Below are 21,881 nucleotides of genomic sequence, written 5' to 3' on the forward strand. Positions count from 1 at the left end.
CAAATAAAAATATAAGTAAGAAAGGGAAAGTATGTTTACACTCAATGGGTTTGGCACCACATTTGTTGGCGAATGCGATTACGAGCCGGACGGCACTTACATCACCACGGCATGGATTGTGGCTTTATGGATACTGCTGATTCCGCTGTATAGCGCACGGATTTTGTTGGTGGAACCGACCATGCTCTCCGGCACGAATTATCAAATTATCAAGCAGCCGGTGCATTGGGGTCAGGCTCGGCGGATATGGGCGTACACACTCGGGATTCCCGCTCTGCTTGCCTTGTTTGTTTGGATGGTGGGTGTGTTGGATTCATTGTCGCCGCTGGCGGGGTAAATCCTATTTTGGCTGGCGGTGGGTGTGATGCTTGTCTACGCTCTTTTGCCGTTTTTCCTGCGCTATCGGGCTTGTAAGGCAATCGGGCTGCGTTACAAGGAGCTGAATGAATCGCCTCTTACTTGGCTGATAGTAGTGTTGTTGTTGCTTGCATTCGGTTATGGGGTATTGTTTGGGAACAAACCATAGCGCAGGCTTGGAATCTGCCCAAGCATGAGACTACCTGAAAATCGGTAAAGCAGTTTTCAGGTCAAGGCTGTATGCAGCACTTTGGTTATGCATAGTGCAAATGAAACGGGACGGTTGTTCAAAACCGTCCCGCCATTTTTTGGCTGCCTGCCTGTTGTAGCTGCCTTTGCCTTTCTTGTTACGTTCCGTTTTGTGCCGGAACAGATTGGAACGTACCAGCGCTTTGAGTGCATTATCGCGGATTTTGCCTTTATTGAGTTGGTGTGCCATAGGGCTTTCCTTTTGTTTTGTATTAAAACGGGCGCGGATTGTAGCCTGCCGGTTAGGATGGGGCAAGAGGGAGCAGGCTGCCTGAAAATTGATGTTGCCAAACAAAGGAGAGATGATGCTGCAAGGTTTTGCATTATTGCTTTATGGTATTTTCAGATAGCTTTTTCAGGAAATAAAACGATGGAAAATCATGATTATCTTTCCTGTCGCAAAGAGATACGGGAGTGGGAGTTTGGCAGAGGTTTGTTGAATGGATGGGCTACTGTATTTGGTGCCGCGGCTTTGCTCACTATTCTTGCCCAGATAGCTTTGCTGTCTGGGCAATATCGAATAACAGTATTGCACCTGGGTATATTGCTGCTGATTGCAGTGGCGGTATGCAGGCTGGTGTGGTGGCAGTGGCATGGCAAACGTACCGGGCCACGCGAATTTGTGCGTTTGGAGGAAGAGGGTATCCGTTATTGTTTATCGGGTGCGGGCGAAGGTTTTGTGGCTTATGAATGGTTGCAATTTGTGAATTTGTGGGGCGGAATTTTCCCAGCAAATTGTTATTGCAATACCGCATGCCGGAACAGGCCGGCGTAGTGCCGCAAACGCTCAGTTTGAATTTAAATCGGATTAAGCCGTCGTCTGCAGCCGGAAACCAGGTGTGGCTTAACAGCGCGGGGAATGCTTTGGAATTGGCGGAGGAAATCAGAAACCGCTGCCGGCCGGGGCAGCTGTATGGCAAATTAGTGTATTGATTGCCGGTTTGGCGTGGTGTGGTATTTTTCAGGTAGCCTTTGCATGGAAAGGGCTACCTGAAAACTTAAATGCTTAAGCGCTTTTTTTGCTCCAGCACAAATCTTGCGCCTCGGTCTTGCGCCAAGAGTTCGGCGAGGGCGGGCAGGTTGGCGGCGAGCTGTTCGGCCAGCAGGTAGGGCGGGTTGATAACGAACATGCCGCTGCCGTGCATGCCGAAGCCGTCGCTGCGCGGGGCATGGGCATGAAGTTCGGCTTGCAGCCAATGGGTAATGGGCAGTTTGCGCAGTTCAGCGGGAAGTTGGCGGCTTTCTTCGCGCGAAAGGCAGGGATACCACAGCAAATAGCAGCCGGTGGCGAAGCGGCGCAGGGCGGCCTGCAGGGTTTTGACGACTTGGCGGTAGTCTTGTTTTTGTTCGTAGGGCGGGTCGATGAGGATCAGGGCGCGGCGTGTCGGGGGCGGCAGGAGGGAAATCAGGCCTTGGTAGCCGTCGCTTTGTTTGGCGATGATGCGGTGGTCGGCGCGGGTGTTTTCCTGCAGCAGGGCGAAGTCGGCGGGGTGCAGTTCAAACAGGCGCATTTTGTCGCTGTCGCGCAGCAGGCTTTGGGCAAGGCGGGGCGAGCCGCAATAGAAATCGGGCGCAGGCAGGATATGGCTCAGGTGTTGGCGGAATTGTTCCAGCTCGGCAGGCAGGGCGGGCGCGGCGGGCAGGCGACTGATGCCTTGTTGGTGTTCGCTGGTTTTTTGTGCGGCATCGTCTGTCAGGCGATATAAGCCGGCTCCGCTGTGGGTGTCGATATACCAATAGGGCTTGTCTTTGCGGTTGAAGTAGCTGAGAGTGAGAAACAGGATAAAATGTTTGAATATGTCGGCATGGTTGCCGGCATGGAAGGCGTGGCGGTAGCTGAGCATGAGATGGCGCTGAGTTGGAAAAGGCGGCATTTTATAGCGGGTAGGGCGGCTTTCGCTACTTTGGCTGAATATTGCAGATAAAAAAAGGTGTGGCAGTTGGCCACACCTAAACACACACATCAAGAGGAAAATGAATCCAATGTTGCAAGAAACAGGAGCATCTCTATTTCAACCAACCGGCTTTGCTTGCCAGCCGGGCACTAAATCCTTTCAACTTGGAGGGATTATAAAGATAATGGCTGGGAGAAATATTGACCAAAATCAAATGAACGACAATTCATAGCCCGAAAGTTTGGCAATTTATGCGTAAAAGAGGCTCCGTTAGCAAATTATCGGTGTGTTCCGGCTTTTCAGGTAGCCTCAAATAGCTTAAACGGGCTGCCACAGGGTATGCCGGCATGCTAAAATGTCTGTATATTAACAAGATGCCGTGCAACAGAACAGTTAGCGGGCAGGGGAATAGCCCTTGCCAACCGGCCTTAACTAGGGAGGGGCAGCATGCGGCCTGGCCGCAATAGCCGCCAAAAGAAAGATTTAAATACGGTTGGAACGAATGATTAAATTTGCACTCGGGCGCAAAGCCGTTAAGCTTGTGAAAACAAATCGGACGGGGCAGGATAATCTGCCTGATGCTGAAGCCTACTACCGCCGCGCCCAACAGCTGCTGGAAGCAGAAGACACCCGCGAAAAAGCCGTGGCCGATATGCTCCAAGCCGCCGAAATGGGGCACCAGCAGGCGCAATACGAGCTGGGCGAGTGGAACCGCCAAGGCCAAAATGTGCCGCAAAACCATGCTACTGCACTATATTGGCTGGAGCGTGCTGCCGCTTCAGGCTACCTGAAAGCCGCCTACAGCCTGGCTTTGATGCAGGCCAACGGCGAAGGCATGCAGCAAGACGTATTGGCCGCTAGCCAAGTGATGCAGCATCTGGCTGCGCAAAAATTCCCGCCGGCTATCGTGTGGCTGATGGAAAATGCGGCCGCCCACGGCCAGCACCAAAAAGCCTTCGCCTGGGCCTCCCATGCCGCTGCGCTGGGCGAACCGCAGGCACAATATCATATGGCCTATGCCCTCCTGCACGGATTGGGCACCAAAACCGATGTGCGCCAAGGCATCAGCTGGCTCAAACGCGCCGCCGAACACGACTACGGCGATGCGCAATGGCAGCTTGCCCGCCTGTATGAAACCGGCCGCTTCGGCGGCATGGACAAAGCCAAAGCCTTGCATTGGTATGAACGTGTAGCCGCCAAAGGCGTGGTGGCTGCCCAAAGCAAGGCCGGGCACATGCGGCTCAATGGCATCGGTTGTGCTGCCGACCCCAAAGCCGCCGTACAATGGATTATCCAAGCTGCCAACGCCAACGACTCGGAAGCGTTGAACCTGCTGGCCAAACAGCTGCTCACCGGGCAGGGCATCCAGCAAAACTTCGATGCCGCCGTGCGCTGCTTGGAGCAAGCTGTGCGCTTGGGCAATGCTGATGCTATGTATCAAATGGGCGATGTGTACCGCTACGGCTTGGGCGTATCTAAAGACGACAAACTGGCGCGGCAATGGTATGAACAGGCTGTGCTCAACGGGCATGAAGAAGCCAAAGAAAAGCTGGCCGAGCCGGTGAAACCCCAGCGCCGTGCGTCCGATCCAGTGTGCCACTTGCCCGACCCGGAAGAACAGTTGGCCGAAGAGCACTACCGGCAAGCCTTCGTTTGCCATTTCGGCCTCAATGGTGCCACACAAGACATCGGCCAAGCTTTCTCGCTCTATAAAGCCGCCGCTGAATACGGCCTGCCGCGTGCGCAAACCAATCTCGGCATGATGTTTTTCCTTGGCGAATTTGTGGGCAAAGACTACGAAAAAGCCGCTGCTTGGTTTAAAAAAGCCGCCCTCCGGCACGATCCCGTGGCGCACTACAACCTCGCCTGCCTCTACTACCACGGCTGGGGTGTGCGCGCCAACGCCGGTGAAGCGATTTCCCACCTCAAGGCCGCCATCGCCCAAGGCCATAAGAACGAAGGCGAGTGGCAGAAGCTCTTGGAGCAATGGCAGGAAGAATTGGCTTAGGGCTGCCTGAAATCAAAAGGCTACCTGAAAAATGGCAAACGGTTTTTCAGGTAGCCTTTATATGCAGTGATGGCGAAACGCAACGCCTGCCTTAAAATATTTCGCCGCAGGCACCGCCTGCCTGCACTTTAAACCCGCCGTATCCGCCCTTATTTGCCGCTTAGAATTTACCCAAGCCGACTTGCCCACAAACCCCGCTTTGCGCCACAATAAGCCCATCCCGCATAACACAGAAAAAGGAATAAACCATGTCTGATATTGATCACAGCGATCCCATTATCTTCACTGAAAGCTGCTGCAATAAGGTAGCCGAGCTGATTGCTGAAGAAAACAACCCCGATTTGAAACTGCGCGTGTTCGTGAACGGCGGCGGCTGCTCCGGCTTCCAATACGGCTTCACTTTCGACGAAATCGTGAACGACGACGACTTCCAAATCGAAAAAAGCGGCCTCGTTTTCCTAATCGACCCGATGAGCTACCAATACCTGCTCGGCGCGGAAATCGACTACACCGAAGGCCTGCAAGGCTCGCAATTCGTTATCCGCAGCAACCCGAATGCCGTAACCACCTGCGGCTGCGGTTCTTCGTTTTCGGTTTGATTGATTCAATCGCATGAATGAAAGGCTACCTGAAAGTTTCAGGTAGCCTTTTAAACAAGAATGCTACAGCGTTGGCTTGCCTTGCCGTATTACTCATACTGACGGTGACTCGCCGCCTTATCTGTAATCCGCTATATATTGAATGGCATAAAAAAGCCGGCTGGAAACAGCCGGCTGGTTTTATTTTAAGCGAAGCGATCCAAGCTATCTGCTTATGCGCCGTATACCGGATGGGCATCGCACAAGGCTTTCACTTCACCAGCCACGCGAGCCAGGTTGGCTTCGTCTTCGGGTTTGTCCAGCACATCGGCTACCAGATTCGCCAGTTTGCGGGCGGCAGCTTCGTCGAAGCCGCGGGTGGTAATGGCGGCGGTGCCTACACGGATGCCGGAGGTAACGAAGGGTTTTTCCGGGTCGTTCGGGATGGCGTTTTTGTTGATGGTAATCAACGCTTTGCCCAGTGCAGCTTCAGCAGCTTTACCGGTGATGTGTTTCGGGCGCAGATCCACCAGGAAAACGTGGCTTTCGGTGCGGCCGGAAATGATGCGCAGGCCGCGTTTTACCAGCTCTTCGGCCATGGCAGCAGCATTGATTTTCACCTGTTTGGCGTATTGCTTGAATTCAGGCGACAGGGCTTCTTTGAAGGCCACGGCTTTAGCGGCAATCACATGCATCAGCGGGCCGCCTTGCAGGCTGGGGAAAATAGCGGAGTTGAGCGCTTTTTCGTGGGTGTTGTCGCGGCACAGAATCACGCCGCCGCGCGGGCCGCGCAGGGTTTTGTGGGTGGTGGTGGTAACGAAGTCGGCGTGCGGCACGGGGTTGGGGTATTCGCCGGCAGCAATCAGGCCGGCGTAGTGCGCCATATCCACAAACAGGTACGCGCCTACTTTATCGGCGATTTCGCGGAATTTCGCCCAGTCGATTTCCAAAGCGTAGGCGGAGGCGCCGGCCACAATCATTTTGGGTTTGTGCTCAAGCGCGAGGCGTTCCACTTCGGCGTAGTCGAGCACTTCGTTTTCGTCCAGGCCGTAGGTGATGGCGTTGTAGAGCTTGCCGGAAATGTTTACCGATGCACCGTGGGTGAGGTGGCCGCCGTGGGCGAGGCTCATGCCGAGGATGGTGTCGCCGGGGTTCAATACGGAGGCATACACGGCTTGGTTGGCTTGCGAGCCGGAGTGGGGTTGTACGTTGGCATAGGTGGCGCCGAACAGTTTTTTCACGCGTTCGAGGGCAAGCTCTTCGGCCACATCCACGTGTTCGCAGCCGCCGTAGTAGCGTTTGCCGGGGTAGCCTTCGGCGTATTTGTTGGTAAGCTGGCTGCCCTGGGCTTCCATCACGGCGCAGCTGACGTAGTTCTCGGAGGCAATCAGCTCAACGTGGTCTTGTTGGCGGTGCTCTTCAGCGGTAATAGCAGCGGCGAGTTCGGGGTCATATTGTTCGATGGTGATGCTGCGGGAAAACATGCTTGGATCTCCTTTAGTAAAGGCAATGGTAGGACGCTGGTGGTGTCGGGGGGGATAAGCTGAACAGACCTTCTCTTGCCCCCAACCGTGCTACTTGCATTATTTGCAGTTCGTTGGGTAAAGAAGGGGAGGAGTTTATTTAACTCTAATGCGCTGTATTGTAGCTGAATTCGGTGGTTATAGTTAAGGTACTTACTTGCTTCTTACTGCGTTGGCTTGCTTTACGGTACTACTTGTACTGTGTGCTGTACTGTATCAGTGGTCTCGCCGCCTTGTATGAAAATATTATAGCCTGACCTAGATAGCCAGGACAGACTATCTCTTACCATTTGTTTCAACATGGCAATCTGAGACTTCATTTCATTGTTGTTAAATCGCCATTCGCACTCTTTCAAATACAGCTCGAAATACTTTTTTCGGAATACTGTTGAACTTGCGTAAATGACGTTTGGCCCGGTTCTAGAAATTCTCAATCCCGTTAATGTGGTTTTGCCTGCCTGCAAAACGAGTGCGGTAATTAATGTGCAAGCGGCTAAACTCGCTAACATCCAATACATTGGGATACTGTGACAATCGGTATAAGCTACGCTGTCCGGCCTTATCTGCTCCCGGATAATCGGCAGTAGGGTAGCCGCTAATATTGGCTACGGTAACGGTATAAACCTTGCCGTTACGCTTTAACAGCCAGAATACCATAACTTTGCCGGCTGTTCCGCGACTGCGTTTGCCTTTGCGGCAGCCGTCCAAATAACTTTCATCTGCTTCTACTTCGCTATCAAATCGTTCCAAGTGCTCGTAACTATGAAAAAAGCAAACTCAAACGGTGAAAGTAGTAGGCAGCGGTGGTTTTATTGACTCCGGCCAATTCAGCGGCAGTACGGGCGGTTGCTCCTGTAACGAACAATTCGATCAGTTTGTTTTGAACGGGCTGGCTGAGGCGACTTCCCTCATGGGAATGCTTTAATCAAATCTGAGTATTCCTAATTATCTAGGACAGCTCCAAAAATAATTGCTTCAGCTATATGCAGAGGGCGGAGAGAAAGGCTACCTGAAATTTTTAGGCAGCTTTTTAACGGGTGGCAAGATATAGGGAGAAGATTGAGTGATGAACGTTTGCCGAATTACGGTGCGAGGTTGTCTTGCAGCCATTTCAGGTAGACTTCCACGCCGTCGGATACGGGCAGCAGCAGGATTTGCGGGCAATCGTAGCTGTGGTGTTCGAGGATGAGGCGTTCAACGGCGGGATAGTGCCGAGTGGCGGTTTTGATGGTGAGGCGGATTTCATTGTCGCAGCAGAGTTTGCCCTGCCAGATGTATTGGCTTTGAATGGTTTCGTATTGCACGCAGGCGGCGAATTGATGTTGCAGCAGGAGGCCGCCGATGCGTTCGGCTTCGGTTTGGCTGGGGCAGGTGGTGAGGACGATGGCGGGTTGGCAGGCGGACATGGTGGTAAGGAGAAGATAGGGTTTCAGGTAGCCTTTCCAATTCAAAGGCTACCTGAAACCGGTCGGCTTATTTTTCCAACAGGCCGGGCACGAAGCGCAGCAGGGTGTCGCGCAGGGGAATGAGTTTGCCGTGGAAGAAGTGGGAGGATTGGGGCAGCACAACCACGGGGATGTCTTGCGGGGCGGCCCAGCTGAGGGCGTTGGCCAGCGGCACCACTTCATCAATTTCGCCGTGGATCACCAAAGTGTGCGCCGGGTCGGCGGCTTGGGCAGCGGGCACTTCATACATGCCCACGGCGGGGCCGAGTAGCACGAGGGCATCGGGTCGGCGCTGTTGGGCGGCAAACAGGCTCACGTAGCCGCCGAAGGAGAAGCCGGAAATGATGAATTGGGCGGCATGGGGGTGTTGGCTCTGGGCGTAGTCGATTACGGCGAGGCAGTCGTCGGTTTCGCCGCGCCCGTAGTCGTGTTGGCCTTCGCTTTCGCCCACGCCGCGCAGGTTGGGCAGGTAGCAGTGGAAGCCTAGACGGGCATAGGCTTTGGCGGCGGTTTGGATCACTTTGTTGGTAAACGTGCCGCCGTGCAGGGGGTTGGGGTGGTTGATGATGGCCACGCCGCGCTCGGGGGCTTCGGGCGGCAGGTAGATGGTGTGCAGGCGGCCGGCAGGGCCGTTTATCCAGAGTAGGTGTTGTGGAGTTAGCATAGTTTTTTAGTTTGTGAATGAGATTCATAGTAAATTAATTTTAAAGCAAGACAGCGTTGGCTTGCCTTGCTGTACTACTATACTATCTGCAGCTCACCGCCTTGTCCTGATTTAAACTTAATCCACTGCAAGTTTCAGGTAGCCTGAATGGGTTTGAGGGCTACCTGAAAACTAGTGGCAGGTAATGCTCTAGGCCTAGCCAAGGAACAGACGGTAGGCGGTGTTGTCGGTTTGTTCGGTGTGCACATAGCCCAGCTCTTGCAGGAAGGTGGCAAAGGCTTGGTTGTCAGCGGGTGGTATGTCGATACCCACCAGCACACGGTCATAATCCGAACTGTGGCTGAGGTAGTGGAACAGGGTAATGTTCCAACCGCTATGCATGCGGTCGAGGAAATAGGCCAACGCACCGGGGCGTTTGGGAAATTCAAAACTGAACAAACGTTCGTGCGCTACTTTGCCGGTATGCCCACCCACCATGTAGCGAATGTGAATTTTGGCGGTTTCATTTTTGGTAAGGTTGGTGTTGGGCAGGCCGGCGGCGGCGAGCGCGGCACTGACTGCGGCCAGGTCGGCTGCGCCTTTACTTTGGATACCCATAAAGATGTGGGCGGTGGAGTTGTCGCTGTAGCGGTAATTGAACTCGGTGATGTTTCGGTTACCCAATATGTTGATGAATTTTAAGAAACTACCAGGCTGCTCGGGGATCGATACGGCAAAAATACTTTCGTTGCTCTCGTCCAGCTCGCTGCGCTCGGAAACATGACGCAAGCTGTGGAAATTGATATTGGCGCCGCTGGTTACGGCAATCAAGGTTTGCCTCTGCACCTGCTCACGGGCGATGTAGGCTTTGAGGCCGGCTAAGGCCAGCGCGCCGGCGGGCTCACAGATGCTACGAGTGTCGTCGAAAATGTCTTTGAGTGCGCCGCAGATGGCATCGGTATCGACTGTGATGATTTCATCCAAGAATTCGCGGCACAGGCGAAAGGTCTCCTTTCCCACCAGTTTTACTGCCGTGCCGTCTGAAAACAGGCCGACGTCTTTGAGCTCGACCAGCCGACCGTGTTCGATGGAGGTTTTCATGGCGCAGGAATCGTGGGTTTGCACGCCGATTACCTTGATTTCAGGGCGCACCTGCTTGATGAACACGGCCACGCCGGCCGCCAGCCCACCGCCGCCGATAGGTACGAACACGGCATCAATCGGTTTGGAGTGCTGGCGCACGATTTCCAGCCCGATGGTACCCTGGCCGGCAATCACATCAGGATCGTCAAACGGCGGGATATAGGTTTGACCGCTGGCGTCAGCAAGCTGCATGGCGTGGTCGTAGGCATCGTTGAACGACACGCCTTTGAGCACCACTTTGCCGCCGCGCGAGCGTACTGCGTCCACCTTAATTTGCGGCGCGGTTTCAGGCATCACGATGGTGGCTTCGCAGCCGAGCTTCTGCGCGGAAAGCGCCACGCCCTGCGCATGGTTGCCGGCGCTGGCGGCAATCACACCTTTTTGCAGCATTTTTGGTGGAAGCTTAGCCATTTTATTGTATGCCCCTCTGATTTTGAAGGAGAAAACCGGTTGTAGGTCCTCGCGCTTGAGCAGAATGCAGTTGCCGGTGTGCGCGGAAAGGTTGCGAGCGAAATCTAGTGGCGTTTCAACAGCCAAGTCGTAAACGGAGGCAGTGAGGATGCGGGTGAGGTAGTCGGTGTAGGGCAGTGGCATGATAGGGTGTTTTGAACGAGACTAAAAAGCAAGATACTCTGTTTGCGCCGCCGCTGGCAAGAAAAATCAGGTTAAACGCTTAGCAAAGCGGGTTTGAATGGCTATAATTAGTGCGATTTTGCTGCATGATTGGCATTTGGCAGCAGTCTATCTGAAAAGGTTTCAGTTTCAGATAGACTCAAACCAAACGTTGTTGCCGGCAAACCATTCAACCAAATCAAACAGACAACGCAATGAAACAAAAACTCACCCTCCTCACCTTATCCCTTTTAGTGGCCGGCTGGCAGGTGCAGGCTGCGCCACAAGCTGCTTCTTCCCCCCGCCAAGCCTCTGCTCCCGCTGCTTCTCTTTCGGTTGTTTCCGCCAGTTCTGCCGCCACTCAGCCCGTGGCTGCCGTGGGGCTACCTGAAATCAAAGCTTCAGCCTATGCTGTGTATGACGCGCAAAGCGGCCAGATACTTGCATCGCACAAATTAAACGAACACATCGAGCCCGCTTCCCTCACCAAACTGATGACCGCCTATTTGGTGTTCAAAGCCCTAGAAGAAGGCAAGCTCAAGCCAGATCAAACCTTTACCGTTTCCGAGCAAGGCTGGAAAGTAGAAGGATCGCGCATGTTTCTCGATCCGAAAACCCCTGCTCGCGTGGATGATTTGCTCAAAGGGGTGATTGTGCAGTCTGGCAACGATGCCTCCATTACCCTGGCCGAAGCTGTGGCCGGCAGCGAAGCACAGTTTGTGCAGCTGATGAACGCCGAAGCCAAACGGCTCAGCATGAACGACACCCATTTTGAAAATAGCACCGGCCTGCCCGGCGCGCAGCACTACACCTCGGTGCAAGACCTCATCACCCTTTCCGCCGCTATCATTCACGACTATCCGCAATACTATCGGCTCTACGCCATCCAGTCTTACAGCTACAACAACATCACCCAGCCCAACCGCAACCTGCTGCTTTACCGCGACCCTGATGTGGATGGCATGAAAACCGGCCACACCGACAGCGCCGGCTACAATCTAGTTGCCTCCAGCAAACGTAACGGCCGCCGCGTGATTTCTGTAGTGGTGGGCACTGAAAGCATGCAGGCGCGCGCCGCCGAGAGCAGCAAATTGCTCAATTGGGCGCTGCAATCTTATGATACGCCCAAGCTGTATGATGCCGAGACCGCCATTTCACAGGTGAAAGTGTATAAAGGTACAGAAAACGCCGTGAACGTGGGCTTTATCGACACCACCTACATCACCGTGCCGCACGGCCAAGCCGCCCAGCTTCAGCCCGTGCTAGAAACCGTGCAGCCCGTGCTTGCGCCGATTAGCAAAGGCCAAGTACTCGGCACGGTGAAATTTATGGATGCGCAAAACCGCGTGGTGGCACAGAAAGACGTGGTGGCGCTCAACGACGTGGCTGAAGCCGGCTTCTTCGGCCGCCTGTGGGACAGCATCGTGCTGTGGTTTAAGAGCCTGTTTAGCGGGTCTTGATATGGCTTGATTGATGCGAGAAAGGCTACCTGAAATTGTTCAAGCAGCCTTTTGTTTGGGTAGTAGGGTGCGGTAATGTTGGATTGTGGGTAGGTAGACGTTGCCACACCGGCATTTTGTTCTGTCTGTCGCGCACGATGAGGTGGTTTTGCTGCAAATCGAGCTGGTTACCGTAGAACTCCGCCACACTGATTTTGTGCCCTGTATAGGCTTGCAGGCTGAAATGTTGGATAAGTCGAGCGAGGGAGGCACTTGGTATCGGGCTGCGCGCTGCACAGCCTGTTCATTACGTTTGGCGATAACAGTGTGCAGAGTGTGGTTGGCGATATGCAAATGGTATTTGTGGCGTTCGGCTTCACCATGGGCGGCGGTGTAGGTGAATTGTTGGAAGTCGAGCACGTCGCCGAGCTTGTGGAAGCAGCTGATGGCGGTACGGCATTGACGGTGTTGCCATTTGGGCAGGCTGGCGTAGGGTAGTGTTCCTAGGTATTGGAAGGATATGGGGGTTTAATTTCGTTGAAGCTGCCCTTTCAGGTAGCCTCTTTATGACCTCTTAATCAGTTTCAGGTAGCCTTTTACCCCAAGCTCAGCCGATACGTTTGAATGGAGGCAGGCAGGCGAGGAGTTGTTTGCCGTAGCGGGCGGTGAGGATGCGGTTGTCGAGGATGGTAATGCGGCCGTAGTCGTGTTCGGTGCGGATGAGGCGGCCTACAGCCTGGGTGAGTTTGATGCCGGCTTCGGGCACGGTGATTTCCATGAAGGGATTGCCGCCGCGCCGCTCGATCCAGCGGCTGCGGGTTTTTTCGATGGGGTGGTCGGGCATGGTGAAGGGCAGTTTGGCGATGATGACGTGGGCGCAGTCACTGCCGGGCAGGTCGAGGCCTTCGGCGAAGCTGTCGAGCCCGAACAGGATGCTGGCGCGGCCTTCGGCGATGGCTTGGCGGTGGCGTTCGAGCAGGATGGCTTTAGGCACGTCGCCTTGGATGAGTAATAAGGGCAGGTGGCTTTCAGGTAGCCTTAAGGCTACGTCTTGCATCTGTTTGCGCGAGGAGAACAAAACGAGGGTGCCGACGGCTTCTTCGGGGCTGATGAGCTTGGGCAGCCATTCGGCGATTTCGGCGGTGTGGGCATCGGCCTGCTTGGGGCTGGCGGCCACGGGCGGGATGTAGAGCTCGCCTTGGGCGGGGAAGTTGAAGGGGCTTTCCAGCGCGAGGGTGGTGGTTTCAGGTAGCCATTGCAGGCCGGTTTGCTGCAATAGGTGTTGAAAGCTGCCGAGTGATTGCAGGGTGGCGGAGGTGAGGATGGCACCGGCAGCGCGGCGCCACAGGCCTGCGGCAAGCATGGCGGCGGCGCTCACGGGGGAGGCATGGAAGGAGTAGTCGGTTTTGTCGCTGTTGTGGCTGCATTCGATCCATTTGGCCAGCGGCGGAGCGTCGCCCACGGGCTCGGTGGCGAGCAAGTCCCACACGGCGCTGATTTGCTCGATGCGGGCGCGGAAAATGCCGAATTCGCTGCTGAGACGGTCGATTTGGGCGCTGTCACTGTCTTTTTCGCGGCGGGCGGCGGCGAGGGCGTCGTTGAGGCCGTTGGCGTGTTTGTAGAGGCTTTGCGCGGCGGCGGCGGTGTTGGATACGAGCAGGGCGAGCCCTTCGGGGATTTGGCCGTCTTGCCACAGCCATTGCGGATCACGGCCGCTGTCGTTGTAGGCGAGCTCGGGGGTGTCGCCGAGGTGGAACTGCCATTCGTAGAGGCTGTCGAGCAGGGCGGCGGCTTCGTCGGCCAGGTTGGCCAGCTCGGCTTTGTCGGCCACGGCGGCGATTTTGTCGGTGATTTGCGGCAGTTTTTCCAGCGCCCACACGGCTTGGTTCAACGAATGCTCGGCGGCAAACTGGTTGAGCGCTTTTTTGGGCAGGTGGTGCGCTTCGTCGATGCAGTAGAAGCTGTGTTCGGGCGCGGGCAGGATCACGCCGCCGCCCATGCCGATGTCCACCGTGAGCAAATCGTGGTTGCTCACTACTACATCCACGGTTTCGAGCGTATCGCGGGCAAGGTAGAAGGGGCATTCGGGGCGGTTGGGACAGGCGGCTTTGAGGCAGCCGTAGTTGTCGTTGTTTACCTTGAGCCAGAGTGTATCGTCGATTTTCTCCGGCCAGGTGTCGCGGTCGCCGTTGAAGCGGCGTTCGGCGAAGGCGTCGGCCAGCTCGCGCAGGGTTTGGATTTCTTCGGGCTTGGGTTTGCTGTCCCACAGGATTTGCGGGGTGTCGAAGCCGGCCAGGCTTTGCTGCGCCTGGCTTTGGGTGAGCTGGTAGAGCTTGTAGGGGCAGAGATAGCGGCCGCGCCCTTTGGCCAGGGCAAAGGTGAGCTCGAGCCCGCTTTTTTCCACCAAGAACGGCAAATCGCGCCCCACCAGTTGCTCTTGCAGGGCCACGGTGGCGCTGGATACCACCAGCCGCTTGCCGCGCGTTTGCGCCATGATGCCGCCGGCTAAAAGATAGGCCAGGCTTTTGCCTACGCCAGTGGGGCCTTCAATCACGGCAATGCTCTCGCCCTCGCGCTTGGGCGGCTCTTCGCCGTCGGCTTTTTCCAGCGTACGCGACAGGGTGTTGGCCACGGCAGCCAGCATTTCGCGCTGTGCTTTGCGTGGGCGGAAATGGGGCAGATTTTCGCTGATGGCCTGGTAGTGGCGGCGGATGGCGTCTTTTTCTAAATCAGTGAGCATGGAGGTGGTGGCTGGAAAGAGGCGGGTATTATAGAAGATTATGGGAGGGCTTGGGCGGGAGTGGAGGCTACCTGAAAAATATGGGACAGGGCAGAGAAGGCATAGGTGTTTCAAAATCAGAATAAGACAATGCCATATCCTTCATGGAGACGGCTATAAACTTTCAGGTAGCCTGTTGAGCGACAAAGGCTACCTGAAACCCGATGGCGTGCAGAATGAAAGGCAAGTACAATCCGCCGCATCAATAAATCAAACAGCTGGAGAGTGAAATGTCTGAACTCTTGGAATTTTTCCGCACTGAAACCGTGGGTGCGGCGGCGGAAACGCTGGATTTTTGGCTCAACGAATGCAGTTTGGACGAAGCGCCTTCGGCAGAGGAAGTGGCGCAGTGGCAGGCGGTGCTGGATGAGCGCGGCGGGCGGTTTGTGCGGCTGGCGATGATGTGTGCCGACTGGCTTGAGGAGCACCGGGCGTGAACCGCTGGCTGTGGCTGAGCGTTTTGTGGTTTGCGGGCATGATGTATGCGCTGCTGCTGCATCAGGGCAGCAACGCGCCGCTGCCGTTTGCCCATTTCGATAAAGTGGTGCACGCGGCTTTGTTTTTCGGCCAGTTTTGGCTGCTGGCTAAAGTGTTTTTGCTGCGGCGGCGGCCTGTGCCGTGGAAAGCTTTGCTGCTGGCGGCACTGGTATTGGCTGCGGGCAGCGAGTGGGCGCAAGGCGCGCTCACGGCATCACGGCAGGCCGATTGGCGTGATGCGGCGGCAGATATGGCCGGTGCGGCGGCAGCGCTGTATTTTGCCGCGCAGGTGCAGGCGGCGCGCGCCGAGAAGCGGGCGGGCTTGGGCGAAAAGTGTTGAGATGATGCTTGCTAAACGCCGCTCCCGGGCTTATAATGCGCCTTCTTTCGGAATGTAGCGCAGTCTGGTAGCGCACTTCGTTCGGGACGAAGGGGTCGGAGGTTCGAATCCTCTCATTCCGACCAGCTTTTCAAAAAGACTTGGTGCTGCCAAGTCTTTTTGTTTTGGTGCGGCACAAACGCTGCGCCACTCTCGGTTTTAAAGGCTACCTGAAACTTAGGTTTCGGCCAGGCTGACTATTTTCTATTCCATCCAGTTATTTGCAAAGAAATCTGTTATGACTGCCTCCCTTATCCAAGATCTGCAAGCGCGCGGCCTGATCGCGCAAACCACCGACATTGAAGCTTTGAGCACGTTGTTGAACGAACAGAAAATCGCCCTCTACTGCGGCTTCGACCCGACTGCCGACAGCCTGCATATCGGCCACTTGCTGCCCGTGTTGGCCTTGCGCCGTTTCCAACAGGTGGGGCATACGCCGATTGCTTTGGTGGGCGGCGCAACCGGCATGATTGGCGACCCCAGCTTCAAAGCGGTGGAACGCAGCTTGAATTCCGCCGAAACCGTTGCCGGCTGGGTAGAAAGCATCCGTAACCAACTGAAACCGTTTTTGAGCTTTGAAGGCGAAAACGCCGCCATTATGGCGAACAACGCCGATTGGTTCGGCAGCATGAACTGCCTCGACTTCCTGCGCGACATCGGCAAGCATTTCTCTGTAAATGCCATGCTGAACAAGGAATCCGTCAAACAGCGCATCGAGCGCGACGACGTGGGCATTTCGTTTACCGAATTTTCCTACGCCCTCTTGCAAGGCTACGACTTTGCCGAATTGAACAAACGCCACGGCGCGGTTTTGGAAATCGGCGGCTCCGACCAATGGGGCAACATCACCGCCGGTATCGACCTGACCCGCCGCCTGAACCAAAAACAAGTATTCGGTCTGACCCTGCCGCTGGTCACCAAATCCGACGGCACCAAATTCGGCAAAACCGAAGGCGGCGCGGTATGGCTGAACGCGAAGAAAACTTCACCGTATCAGTTCTACCAATTCTGGCTGAAAGTGGCCGATGCCGATGTGTATAAATTCCTGAAATACTTTACCTTCCTGTCTATCGAAGAAATCGACGCCATCGAAGCGAAAGACCAAGCCAGCGGCACTAAGCCCGAAGCGCAACGCATCCTCGCCGAAGAAATGATACGTCTGATTCACGGCGAAACCGCCCTGCAAGCCGCGCAGCGCATTACTGAGAGCCTGTTTGCCGAAGATCAAAGCAGCCTGACAGAAAGCGACTTCGAACAGCTCGCCCTCGACGGCCTGCCCGCATTTGAAGTTTCAGGTAGCCTCAATGTGGTGGAAGCCTTGGTGAAAACCGGTTTGGCTTCGTCCAACAAAGAAGCGCGCGGTTTTGTGAACAGCAAAGCGGTATTGCTCAATGGCCAAGCCGCCGAATTGAACAATCCGAACCATGCCGCCGAACGCCCCGACGATGCCTATCTGCTGGCCGACGCGCACAAACGCTTCGGCAAATACACCATCCTCCGCCGCGGCAAACGTAACCACGCGCTTTTGGTGTGGCAATGAGTTGAATGATAACTAAAGGCTACCTGAAAACCCAGCTGCTCCGGCCGGATTTTCAGGTAGCCTTATTTTTAGGTTTGCGCTTTGAAAACACAGCTTATTTTCCTTGGATAAAGGCTACCTGAAACCGCTTTTCCGGCTGCTGTTCAGGTTGTCGGCAAGGTTGTTTTCATCGTATGATTCTGCCTCTGGCCAGCCGGCAGACAGTAGATTTTGCAGAACAGGCAGGCCATCAGCCTGTTCTGCAAAATCTAATTGAAATCAGAAAGCTGAACATGCTACAGGCAATCAACCCAATCCGGCTGGCCGATAATTCAGGCCGCCCGCCGGAAACCATTTTGGTGAACGTAACGCCGCAGGAAACACGCGTGGCGCTGTTGGAAGAAAACAAAGTGTGCGAGCTGCACATCGACCGCAACAGCGGCCACGGGCTGGTGGGCAATATTTATTTGGGCGTGGTCAAACGCGTGCTGCCCGGCATGCAGAGCGCCTTTATCGACATCGGCTTGGAGCGCGCCGCCTTTTTGCACATTGTGGACGTGCTCGAACAGCGGCAGAAGCCGGAGGAAACCCAGCGCATCGAGCATATGCTGTTTGAAGGGCAAACCATCTTGGTGCAGGTGATTAAAGACCCGATTAACAGCAAAGGCGCGCGCCTTTCCACCCAAATCTCCCTGGCCGGCCGCTTTCTCGTGTATCTGCCGCAAGACGACCACATCGGCATTTCCCAGCGCATTGAAGACGAAGAAGAGCGCAACGAATTGCGTGCCCGCCTCAAAGCCTTGCTGCCCGAAAACGCCGGCGGCTACATCATCCGCACCAGCGCCGAAAACGCCCGCGACGAAGAATTGCAGGCTGACATCGATTACCTGTCCAAGTTGTGGCAAGACATCCTCGCCCGCTCCAAAACCAGCCCGGCCGAAACCATGCTGTATCAGGATTTGCCCCTGAGCCTGCGCGTGCTGCGCGATATGTTCAACGGCAACACCCAGAAAATCTTCGTCGATTCCGCCAATAATTACCGCCTGATGCAGGAATTTGCCCGGCAATACGTGCAGGGCGCGGTGGAACGTATCCAACACTATCAGGGCGAAAAACCCTTGTTCGAGCTCCATCATGTGGAGCAGGAAATTAACCAGTCGCTCAAGCCGCGTGTGGATTTAAACTTCGGCGGCTACCTGATTATCGAGAGCACCGAAGCCATGACCACTATCGACGTGAACACCGGCGGCTTCGTGGGCGCACGCAATTTCGACGAAACCATCTTCAAAACCAACCTCGATGCCTGCCACGCCATCGCCCGCGAGCTGCGCCTGCGCAACCTCGGCGGCATGATTATTGTGGATTTCATCGATATGGTGAGCGAAGAGCACCGCCAGGCCGTATTGGGCGAGATGGCCAAAGCCCTGCGCTTCGACCGCACCCGCGTTACCCTCAACGGCTTCACCAGCCTGGGGCTGGTGGAGCTCACCCGCAAACGTTCGCGCGAAAACCTTAACCACATCCTGTGCGAACCCTGCCCCACCTGCCAGGGCAGGGGCTACCTGAAAACCCCGCAAACCGTGTGCTACGAAATCCAACGCGAAATCGTGCGCGAATCCCGCCGCTTCGATGCTCGCGAATTCCGCATCCTCGCCGCACCGGCCGTTATCGATTTGTTTTTGGATGAAGAATCGCAATCGCTCGCGCTGCTGATCGACTTCATCGGCAAACCCATTTCCCTGATGGTGGAAAACAGCTACATGCAGGAGCAGTTTGATATTGTGCTGTTGTGATGGGGTTGGATAAGAAAAAAGCTAGCTGAAAACACAGCACGGCAAGTTGCTGCTAACTAAAATTTTTTAGCTAGCTTTTTGGTTATGGGAAGGATTTACATGGTTTGGCGATACAGCAAGAGAAAAGGCTACCTGAAGCTGTTTTCAGATAGCCTTTTGTGCTGTGCGGCGATTATTTCTTCAGCGAATCACGGATTTCGCGCAACAGCAAGATTTCTTCGGATGGCTCGGCAGGAGCTTCTTCCGGAGCGGTTTTTTGCAGTTTGCTGATACTTTTGATCACGGCGAAGATAGCGGTGGCGATAATTAGGAAGCTGATCACGGTGTTGATAAACAGGCCGATATTCAGGGTAACCGCGCCGGCGGCTTGGGCGGCGGCCAGGGTGGCGTAACCGTTGGCAGGGGCATCTGCACCTGCTTTCAGGGTGATGAACAGGTTGGAGAAGTCCACGCCGCCCAAAATCAGGCCGATAGGGGGCATGATCACGTCGTCCACCAATGATTTGACGATGCCGGAGAAGGCGGTGCCGACTACCATACCGACGGCAAGGTCAATCACGTTACCGCGCATGATGAAGGCTTTGAATTCGTCACGTAATGCCATGTGAGTTTCCTTGAATGGTTAAGAACGGCGGCATGATAATGGTTTTAGCCGTCGCCGTCTTGTAGGTTACGGATAAATTTTGTTAATTGTGGCTGAATGGCGAGGAAAGCAGCAAATTATTCGATTTCCCCGCTGTTGGCAGGCAGGATATGGCGGCAGAAACGCCAGTCGGCAACGGCTTGGTCGTCGATATAGGCTTGCGGTTTGGGCAGGAAGGCTTGAAAACAGTGGGCTATCCCCAGCTCTTCGGCACTGGCGCGGGTGTAGTCGGCACCGCCGCTGCTCCACAAGTAGAGCAGGTGGCCGGCATCGTGCAGGCGGCGGATGTGGGCGATTACGGCGGCCATGGGGATGCGCGTTTGGCCAACGCTACGGACGAGGGTGTCGTCAACATCTACGAATATGGTTTTGGGGCGGGTCGTATTCATGTTTATGTGAGGCTACCTGAAAAAAGACCGGGCTGAAGCACTTCATTTCATACGGCCATATTGCTGCCGGGTATGGAAGGAGGGCTTCAGCCTGATTTGTCAAAGCTGGTGCAGGTAAGGCACAAACCCAGGCTGTTGCCTGTGCCGCCTTATTCCGGGTGCATCAGTGCCTGGATTTCAGCTAGGGAAATATCGGGCACGGCGCCGTGGCGGGTAACGTTGAGCGCACCGATGGCGCAGGCGAAGGCCAGTGTGTCTTCGGGGCTGGCGCCGGAGAGCATTTGGAACAGGAAACCGGCAAGGAAGCTGTCGCCTGCGCCCACGGAATCGGCCATGCTCACGCGGAAGCCGTGGTGGGCGAGGATTTTGCCGTGGCGGAAATACACTGCACCATGCTGGCCGAGGGTAATGCAGATGTGGGCGGTGTCGGTGTGGCCGGCGAGGTAGCGCAGGTTTTGTTCGAGGCTGTGGTAGGGCGAGCCGAAGGCGGCGGAGAGTTCGTAGAGTTCCTCGTCGTTGAGCTTGATGAGGTCGGCATGGCGCATGAGGCTGAGCACGCGTTCGGGCTCGTAATGCGGCTTGCGCAGATTGACATCGAGCACGCGGAAACGGGCGGCGGGCAGGATTTGCTCCAACGCGGCACGGGATACGGGATCTCGGCCGGAGAGGCTGCCATACACGAGCACGTCGGATTCGGCCACGCGCGCGAGTGCTGCATCGGTTGCGCTGATTTTATCCCAGGCGCAGGGGTAGACGATGTCGTAGCTGGCGCTGCCGTCGGGCTTGAGCAGCACTTTCACCAGGCTGGTGGCGTGTTCTTCATCGGTTTGCACCAAATCGGCAGCTACGTTGCGCGCGGCAATCTGGCGCAGCAGTTCTTCGCCGTCGGCATCGCGGCCGCGCCGGCTGATGATGCTGCAGTCCGCGCCAAACGAGGCCAGGCGCACCAACACATTGAGCGGCGCGCCGCCGAGCGCTTTGCCGCCGGGGAAGTCGTCCCACAATACTTCGCCGAAGCTGCTGATTTTCATATTTGCTCTCTAAAAATGGATGGTGGGAATGCTAGCTGAAAGTTTTCAGGTAGCCTCTGGGTTGAAAAGTTTTATTTATTGGCCAGCGGATAATCGGTTGGCATGGTGTATTCTCCTGCAGCGGCATCATAGTGGATGATAAAAGCTTGGTTGCGGTAGTGTTTGAAGCCGTTAAAGCCCGACACACTCAGCCGCAGGGGGTAGAAGCCTGCATTGGGGCGGGCGTGGGTTAGGATGCGGAAAGAAGAAGTGGTTAATCGATACCACTTCGCGCGGCATTCGCGGCGTTCGGCGGCGGTAAGCGGCTTACCCGAATCAGGATTGGTTTGGCAATTATTTAAACCATATCCGTTGGTTGTATTGCTTGTGATAGTGCTTCGACCAATCTTCCCTGCGCCGTTGTGGGTGAAAAGTATATATTCCGAGCTGCTGTAACCGTCACTTAGATACGACATAGGCGTCATGAAGCCCCAACGGTCTTTGCCGAAGCGGAGGAACGACCAATATTTAGCCTCAGGGGCATAGCCGTATGTGCCAATTTGATTGTAGGCGCGCACTGCCAGCGGTTGCCAGCCTCCGGATACCTGTTTCAACACGAATATGCCCGCCAAACCCGATTGAACCCGGCCTCCGATGCTTTCGCCCCGATTAAAATCAAAGTTGTCGCCGGTGTAGAGCAGATACATCAGCTTGCCTTGCGCGGTTTGGCGGATTTCGCTTTTGATTTGGCGCATACAGTATTCGCCGCCGAAGCTGGTTTCGGTTACGTTTAACGCATCGATATCGACACGGTAGCAACGGTGTTGCTGCGAATATTGCCGATAGTAGCGCTGCACAATTTGTTGTGGCGTTTGCGGTTGGGGTGCAGCTTTGATAAACCTGCGGTATGAGGAGAATGTTTTTACTTGCGGCAATGTTTGTGCGAAGCTGCCGACGGCCGCTAAAAGCAGGATGGGGAAAAACAGTTTTCGCATAATCA

Annotated in this window: 21 protein-coding genes, 1 tRNA gene and 1 pseudogene; 11 read left to right on the forward strand and 12 right to left on the reverse strand. The window is 55.3% G+C overall.

Annotated elements, in window-relative coordinates; all coding sequences use genetic code 11:
* Nucleotides 1-31 precede the first annotated feature (31 nt).
* Complete coding sequence (locus tag A7P99_RS10345) at nt 32-337, forward strand: hypothetical protein (RefSeq protein ID WP_231863695.1); 306 nt, start codon at nt 32-34, stop codon at nt 335-337.
* Nucleotides 338-556: 219 nt separating this feature from the next.
* Here A7P99_RS10345 and A7P99_RS10350 read toward each other — a convergent pair whose 3' ends face one another.
* A complete protein-coding gene (locus A7P99_RS10350; RefSeq protein ID WP_067686272.1) occupies nt 557-796 on the reverse strand; it encodes an alternative ribosome-rescue factor A in 240 nt (79 codons plus the stop codon).
* 57 nt (nt 797-853) lie between these two features.
* Here A7P99_RS10350 and A7P99_RS01355 point away from each other — a divergent pair, with 57 nt between their 5' ends.
* Complete coding sequence (locus tag A7P99_RS01355; protein WP_156499659.1) at nt 854-1,381, forward strand: hypothetical protein; 528 nt, start codon at nt 854-856, stop codon at nt 1,379-1,381.
* A gap of 223 nt (nt 1,382-1,604) precedes the next feature.
* On the opposite strand, the gene A7P99_RS01360 is transcribed toward A7P99_RS01355, so the two are convergent.
* Nucleotides 1,605-2,450 (reverse strand): 23S rRNA (adenine(2030)-N(6))-methyltransferase RlmJ, encoded by an 846-nt coding sequence (locus A7P99_RS01360; RefSeq protein WP_067447356.1) that lies wholly within the window; start codon nt 2,448-2,450, stop codon nt 1,605-1,607.
* A gap of 553 nt (nt 2,451-3,003) precedes the next feature.
* Between A7P99_RS01360 and A7P99_RS01365 the strand changes: the two genes are divergently transcribed.
* Both A7P99_RS01365 and erpA read left to right on the forward strand, forming a co-directional pair.
* The gene (locus A7P99_RS01365; protein ID WP_067446762.1) at nt 3,004-4,509 is read left to right on the forward strand and encodes an SEL1-like repeat protein; all 1,506 of its coding nucleotides are present in this window, start codon (nt 3,004-3,006) and stop codon (nt 4,507-4,509) included.
* 248 nt (nt 4,510-4,757) lie between these two features.
* The gene (gene erpA, locus A7P99_RS01370; protein WP_003821808.1) at nt 4,758-5,108 is read left to right on the forward strand and encodes an iron-sulfur cluster insertion protein ErpA; all 351 of its coding nucleotides are present in this window, start codon (nt 4,758-4,760) and stop codon (nt 5,106-5,108) included.
* Nucleotides 5,109-5,320: 212 nt separating this feature from the next.
* Here the strand turns inward: erpA and glyA are convergent, their stop codons facing one another.
* The 5 genes and pseudogenes from glyA to ilvA all read right to left on the reverse strand — a co-directional run bounded on the left by glyA (nt 5,321) and on the right by ilvA (nt 10,435).
* A complete protein-coding gene (gene glyA / locus A7P99_RS01375) occupies nt 5,321-6,571 on the reverse strand; it encodes a serine hydroxymethyltransferase (RefSeq protein WP_067527647.1) in 1,251 nt (416 codons plus the stop codon).
* Between the two features lie 221 nt (nt 6,572-6,792).
* Nucleotides 6,793-7,484, reverse strand: a pseudogene (locus A7P99_RS01380) (IS1595 family transposase).
* A 208-nt stretch (nt 7,485-7,692) separates the two neighbouring features.
* Nucleotides 7,693-8,016 carry a divalent-cation tolerance protein CutA gene (gene cutA / locus A7P99_RS01385; protein WP_067527649.1) on the reverse strand — a complete coding sequence of 108 codons (324 nt, stop codon included), beginning with the start codon at nt 8,014-8,016 and terminating at the stop codon, nt 7,693-7,695.
* A gap of 67 nt (nt 8,017-8,083) precedes the next feature.
* Nucleotides 8,084-8,719: an alpha/beta hydrolase gene (locus A7P99_RS01390; protein WP_067446766.1), complete on the reverse strand. Its 636-nt coding sequence runs from the start codon at nt 8,717-8,719 to the stop codon at nt 8,084-8,086.
* Between the two features lie 195 nt (nt 8,720-8,914).
* Entirely contained in the window at nt 8,915-10,435 is a 1,521-nt protein-coding gene (gene ilvA / locus A7P99_RS01395) for a threonine ammonia-lyase, biosynthetic (protein ID WP_067527651.1), read from the reverse strand.
* Nucleotides 10,436-10,668: 233 nt separating this feature from the next.
* On the opposite strand from ilvA, the gene A7P99_RS01400 reads away from it, so the two are divergent.
* On the forward strand, nt 10,669-11,913 hold the full coding sequence (locus A7P99_RS01400) for a D-alanyl-D-alanine carboxypeptidase family protein (RefSeq protein WP_067446771.1): 1,245 nt from the start codon (nt 10,669-10,671) through the stop codon (nt 11,911-11,913).
* Between the two features lie 306 nt (nt 11,914-12,219).
* Entirely contained in the window at nt 12,220-12,390 is a 171-nt protein-coding gene (locus A7P99_RS01405) for a hypothetical protein (protein WP_156496183.1), read from the forward strand.
* A 109-nt stretch (nt 12,391-12,499) separates the two neighbouring features.
* On the opposite strand, the gene dinG is transcribed toward A7P99_RS01405, so the two are convergent.
* Complete coding sequence (gene dinG, locus A7P99_RS01410; protein ID WP_067446775.1) at nt 12,500-14,632, reverse strand: ATP-dependent DNA helicase DinG; 2,133 nt, start codon at nt 14,630-14,632, stop codon at nt 12,500-12,502.
* Nucleotides 14,633-14,901: 269 nt separating this feature from the next.
* Here dinG and A7P99_RS01415 point away from each other — a divergent pair, with 269 nt between their 5' ends.
* From A7P99_RS01415 to rng, 5 genes are all read left to right on the forward strand, one after another.
* The gene (locus A7P99_RS01415; protein WP_064104855.1) at nt 14,902-15,108 is read left to right on the forward strand and encodes a hypothetical protein; all 207 of its coding nucleotides are present in this window, start codon (nt 14,902-14,904) and stop codon (nt 15,106-15,108) included.
* Nucleotides 15,105-15,488 (forward strand): hypothetical protein, encoded by a 384-nt coding sequence (locus A7P99_RS01420; protein WP_082880642.1) that lies wholly within the window; start codon nt 15,105-15,107, stop codon nt 15,486-15,488. The genes A7P99_RS01415 and A7P99_RS01420 overlap by 4 nt, the downstream gene beginning before the upstream one ends.
* Before the next feature lie 48 nt (nt 15,489-15,536).
* A tRNA-Pro gene (locus A7P99_RS01425) sits at nt 15,537-15,613 on the forward strand.
* Between the two features lie 152 nt (nt 15,614-15,765).
* Nucleotides 15,766-17,067, forward strand: a complete 1,302-nt coding sequence (gene tyrS, locus A7P99_RS01430) for a tyrosine--tRNA ligase (RefSeq protein ID WP_067446777.1) — start codon at nt 15,766-15,768, stop codon at nt 17,065-17,067.
* Between the two features lie 272 nt (nt 17,068-17,339).
* Nucleotides 17,340-18,839, forward strand: coding sequence for a ribonuclease G (gene rng, locus A7P99_RS01435; RefSeq protein ID WP_067447360.1), 1,500 nt, complete (start codon nt 17,340-17,342; stop codon nt 18,837-18,839).
* Nucleotides 18,840-19,011: 172 nt separating this feature from the next.
* Here rng and mscL read toward each other — a convergent pair whose 3' ends face one another.
* The 4 genes from mscL to A7P99_RS01455 all read right to left on the reverse strand — a co-directional run bounded on the left by mscL (nt 19,012) and on the right by A7P99_RS01455 (nt 21,876).
* Nucleotides 19,012-19,443 (reverse strand): large conductance mechanosensitive channel protein MscL, encoded by a 432-nt coding sequence (mscL, locus tag A7P99_RS01440; RefSeq protein ID WP_067444724.1) that lies wholly within the window; start codon nt 19,441-19,443, stop codon nt 19,012-19,014.
* A 116-nt stretch (nt 19,444-19,559) separates the two neighbouring features.
* A complete protein-coding gene (locus tag A7P99_RS01445) occupies nt 19,560-19,871 on the reverse strand; it encodes an HAD family hydrolase (RefSeq protein WP_067446779.1) in 312 nt (103 codons plus the stop codon).
* 149 nt (nt 19,872-20,020) lie between these two features.
* Nucleotides 20,021-20,902 carry a carbohydrate kinase family protein gene (locus tag A7P99_RS01450; protein ID WP_049258840.1) on the reverse strand — a complete coding sequence of 294 codons (882 nt, stop codon included), beginning with the start codon at nt 20,900-20,902 and terminating at the stop codon, nt 20,021-20,023.
* 71 nt (nt 20,903-20,973) lie between these two features.
* Entirely contained in the window at nt 20,974-21,876 is a 903-nt protein-coding gene (locus A7P99_RS01455) for a hypothetical protein (RefSeq protein ID WP_231863696.1), read from the reverse strand.
* Nucleotides 21,877-21,881: the final 5 nt, after the last annotated feature.

Origin of the sequence: Eikenella sp. NML120348, assembly GCF_001648435.1 — a bacterium.
Lineage (GTDB): Bacteria > Pseudomonadota > Gammaproteobacteria > Burkholderiales > Neisseriaceae > Eikenella > Eikenella exigua.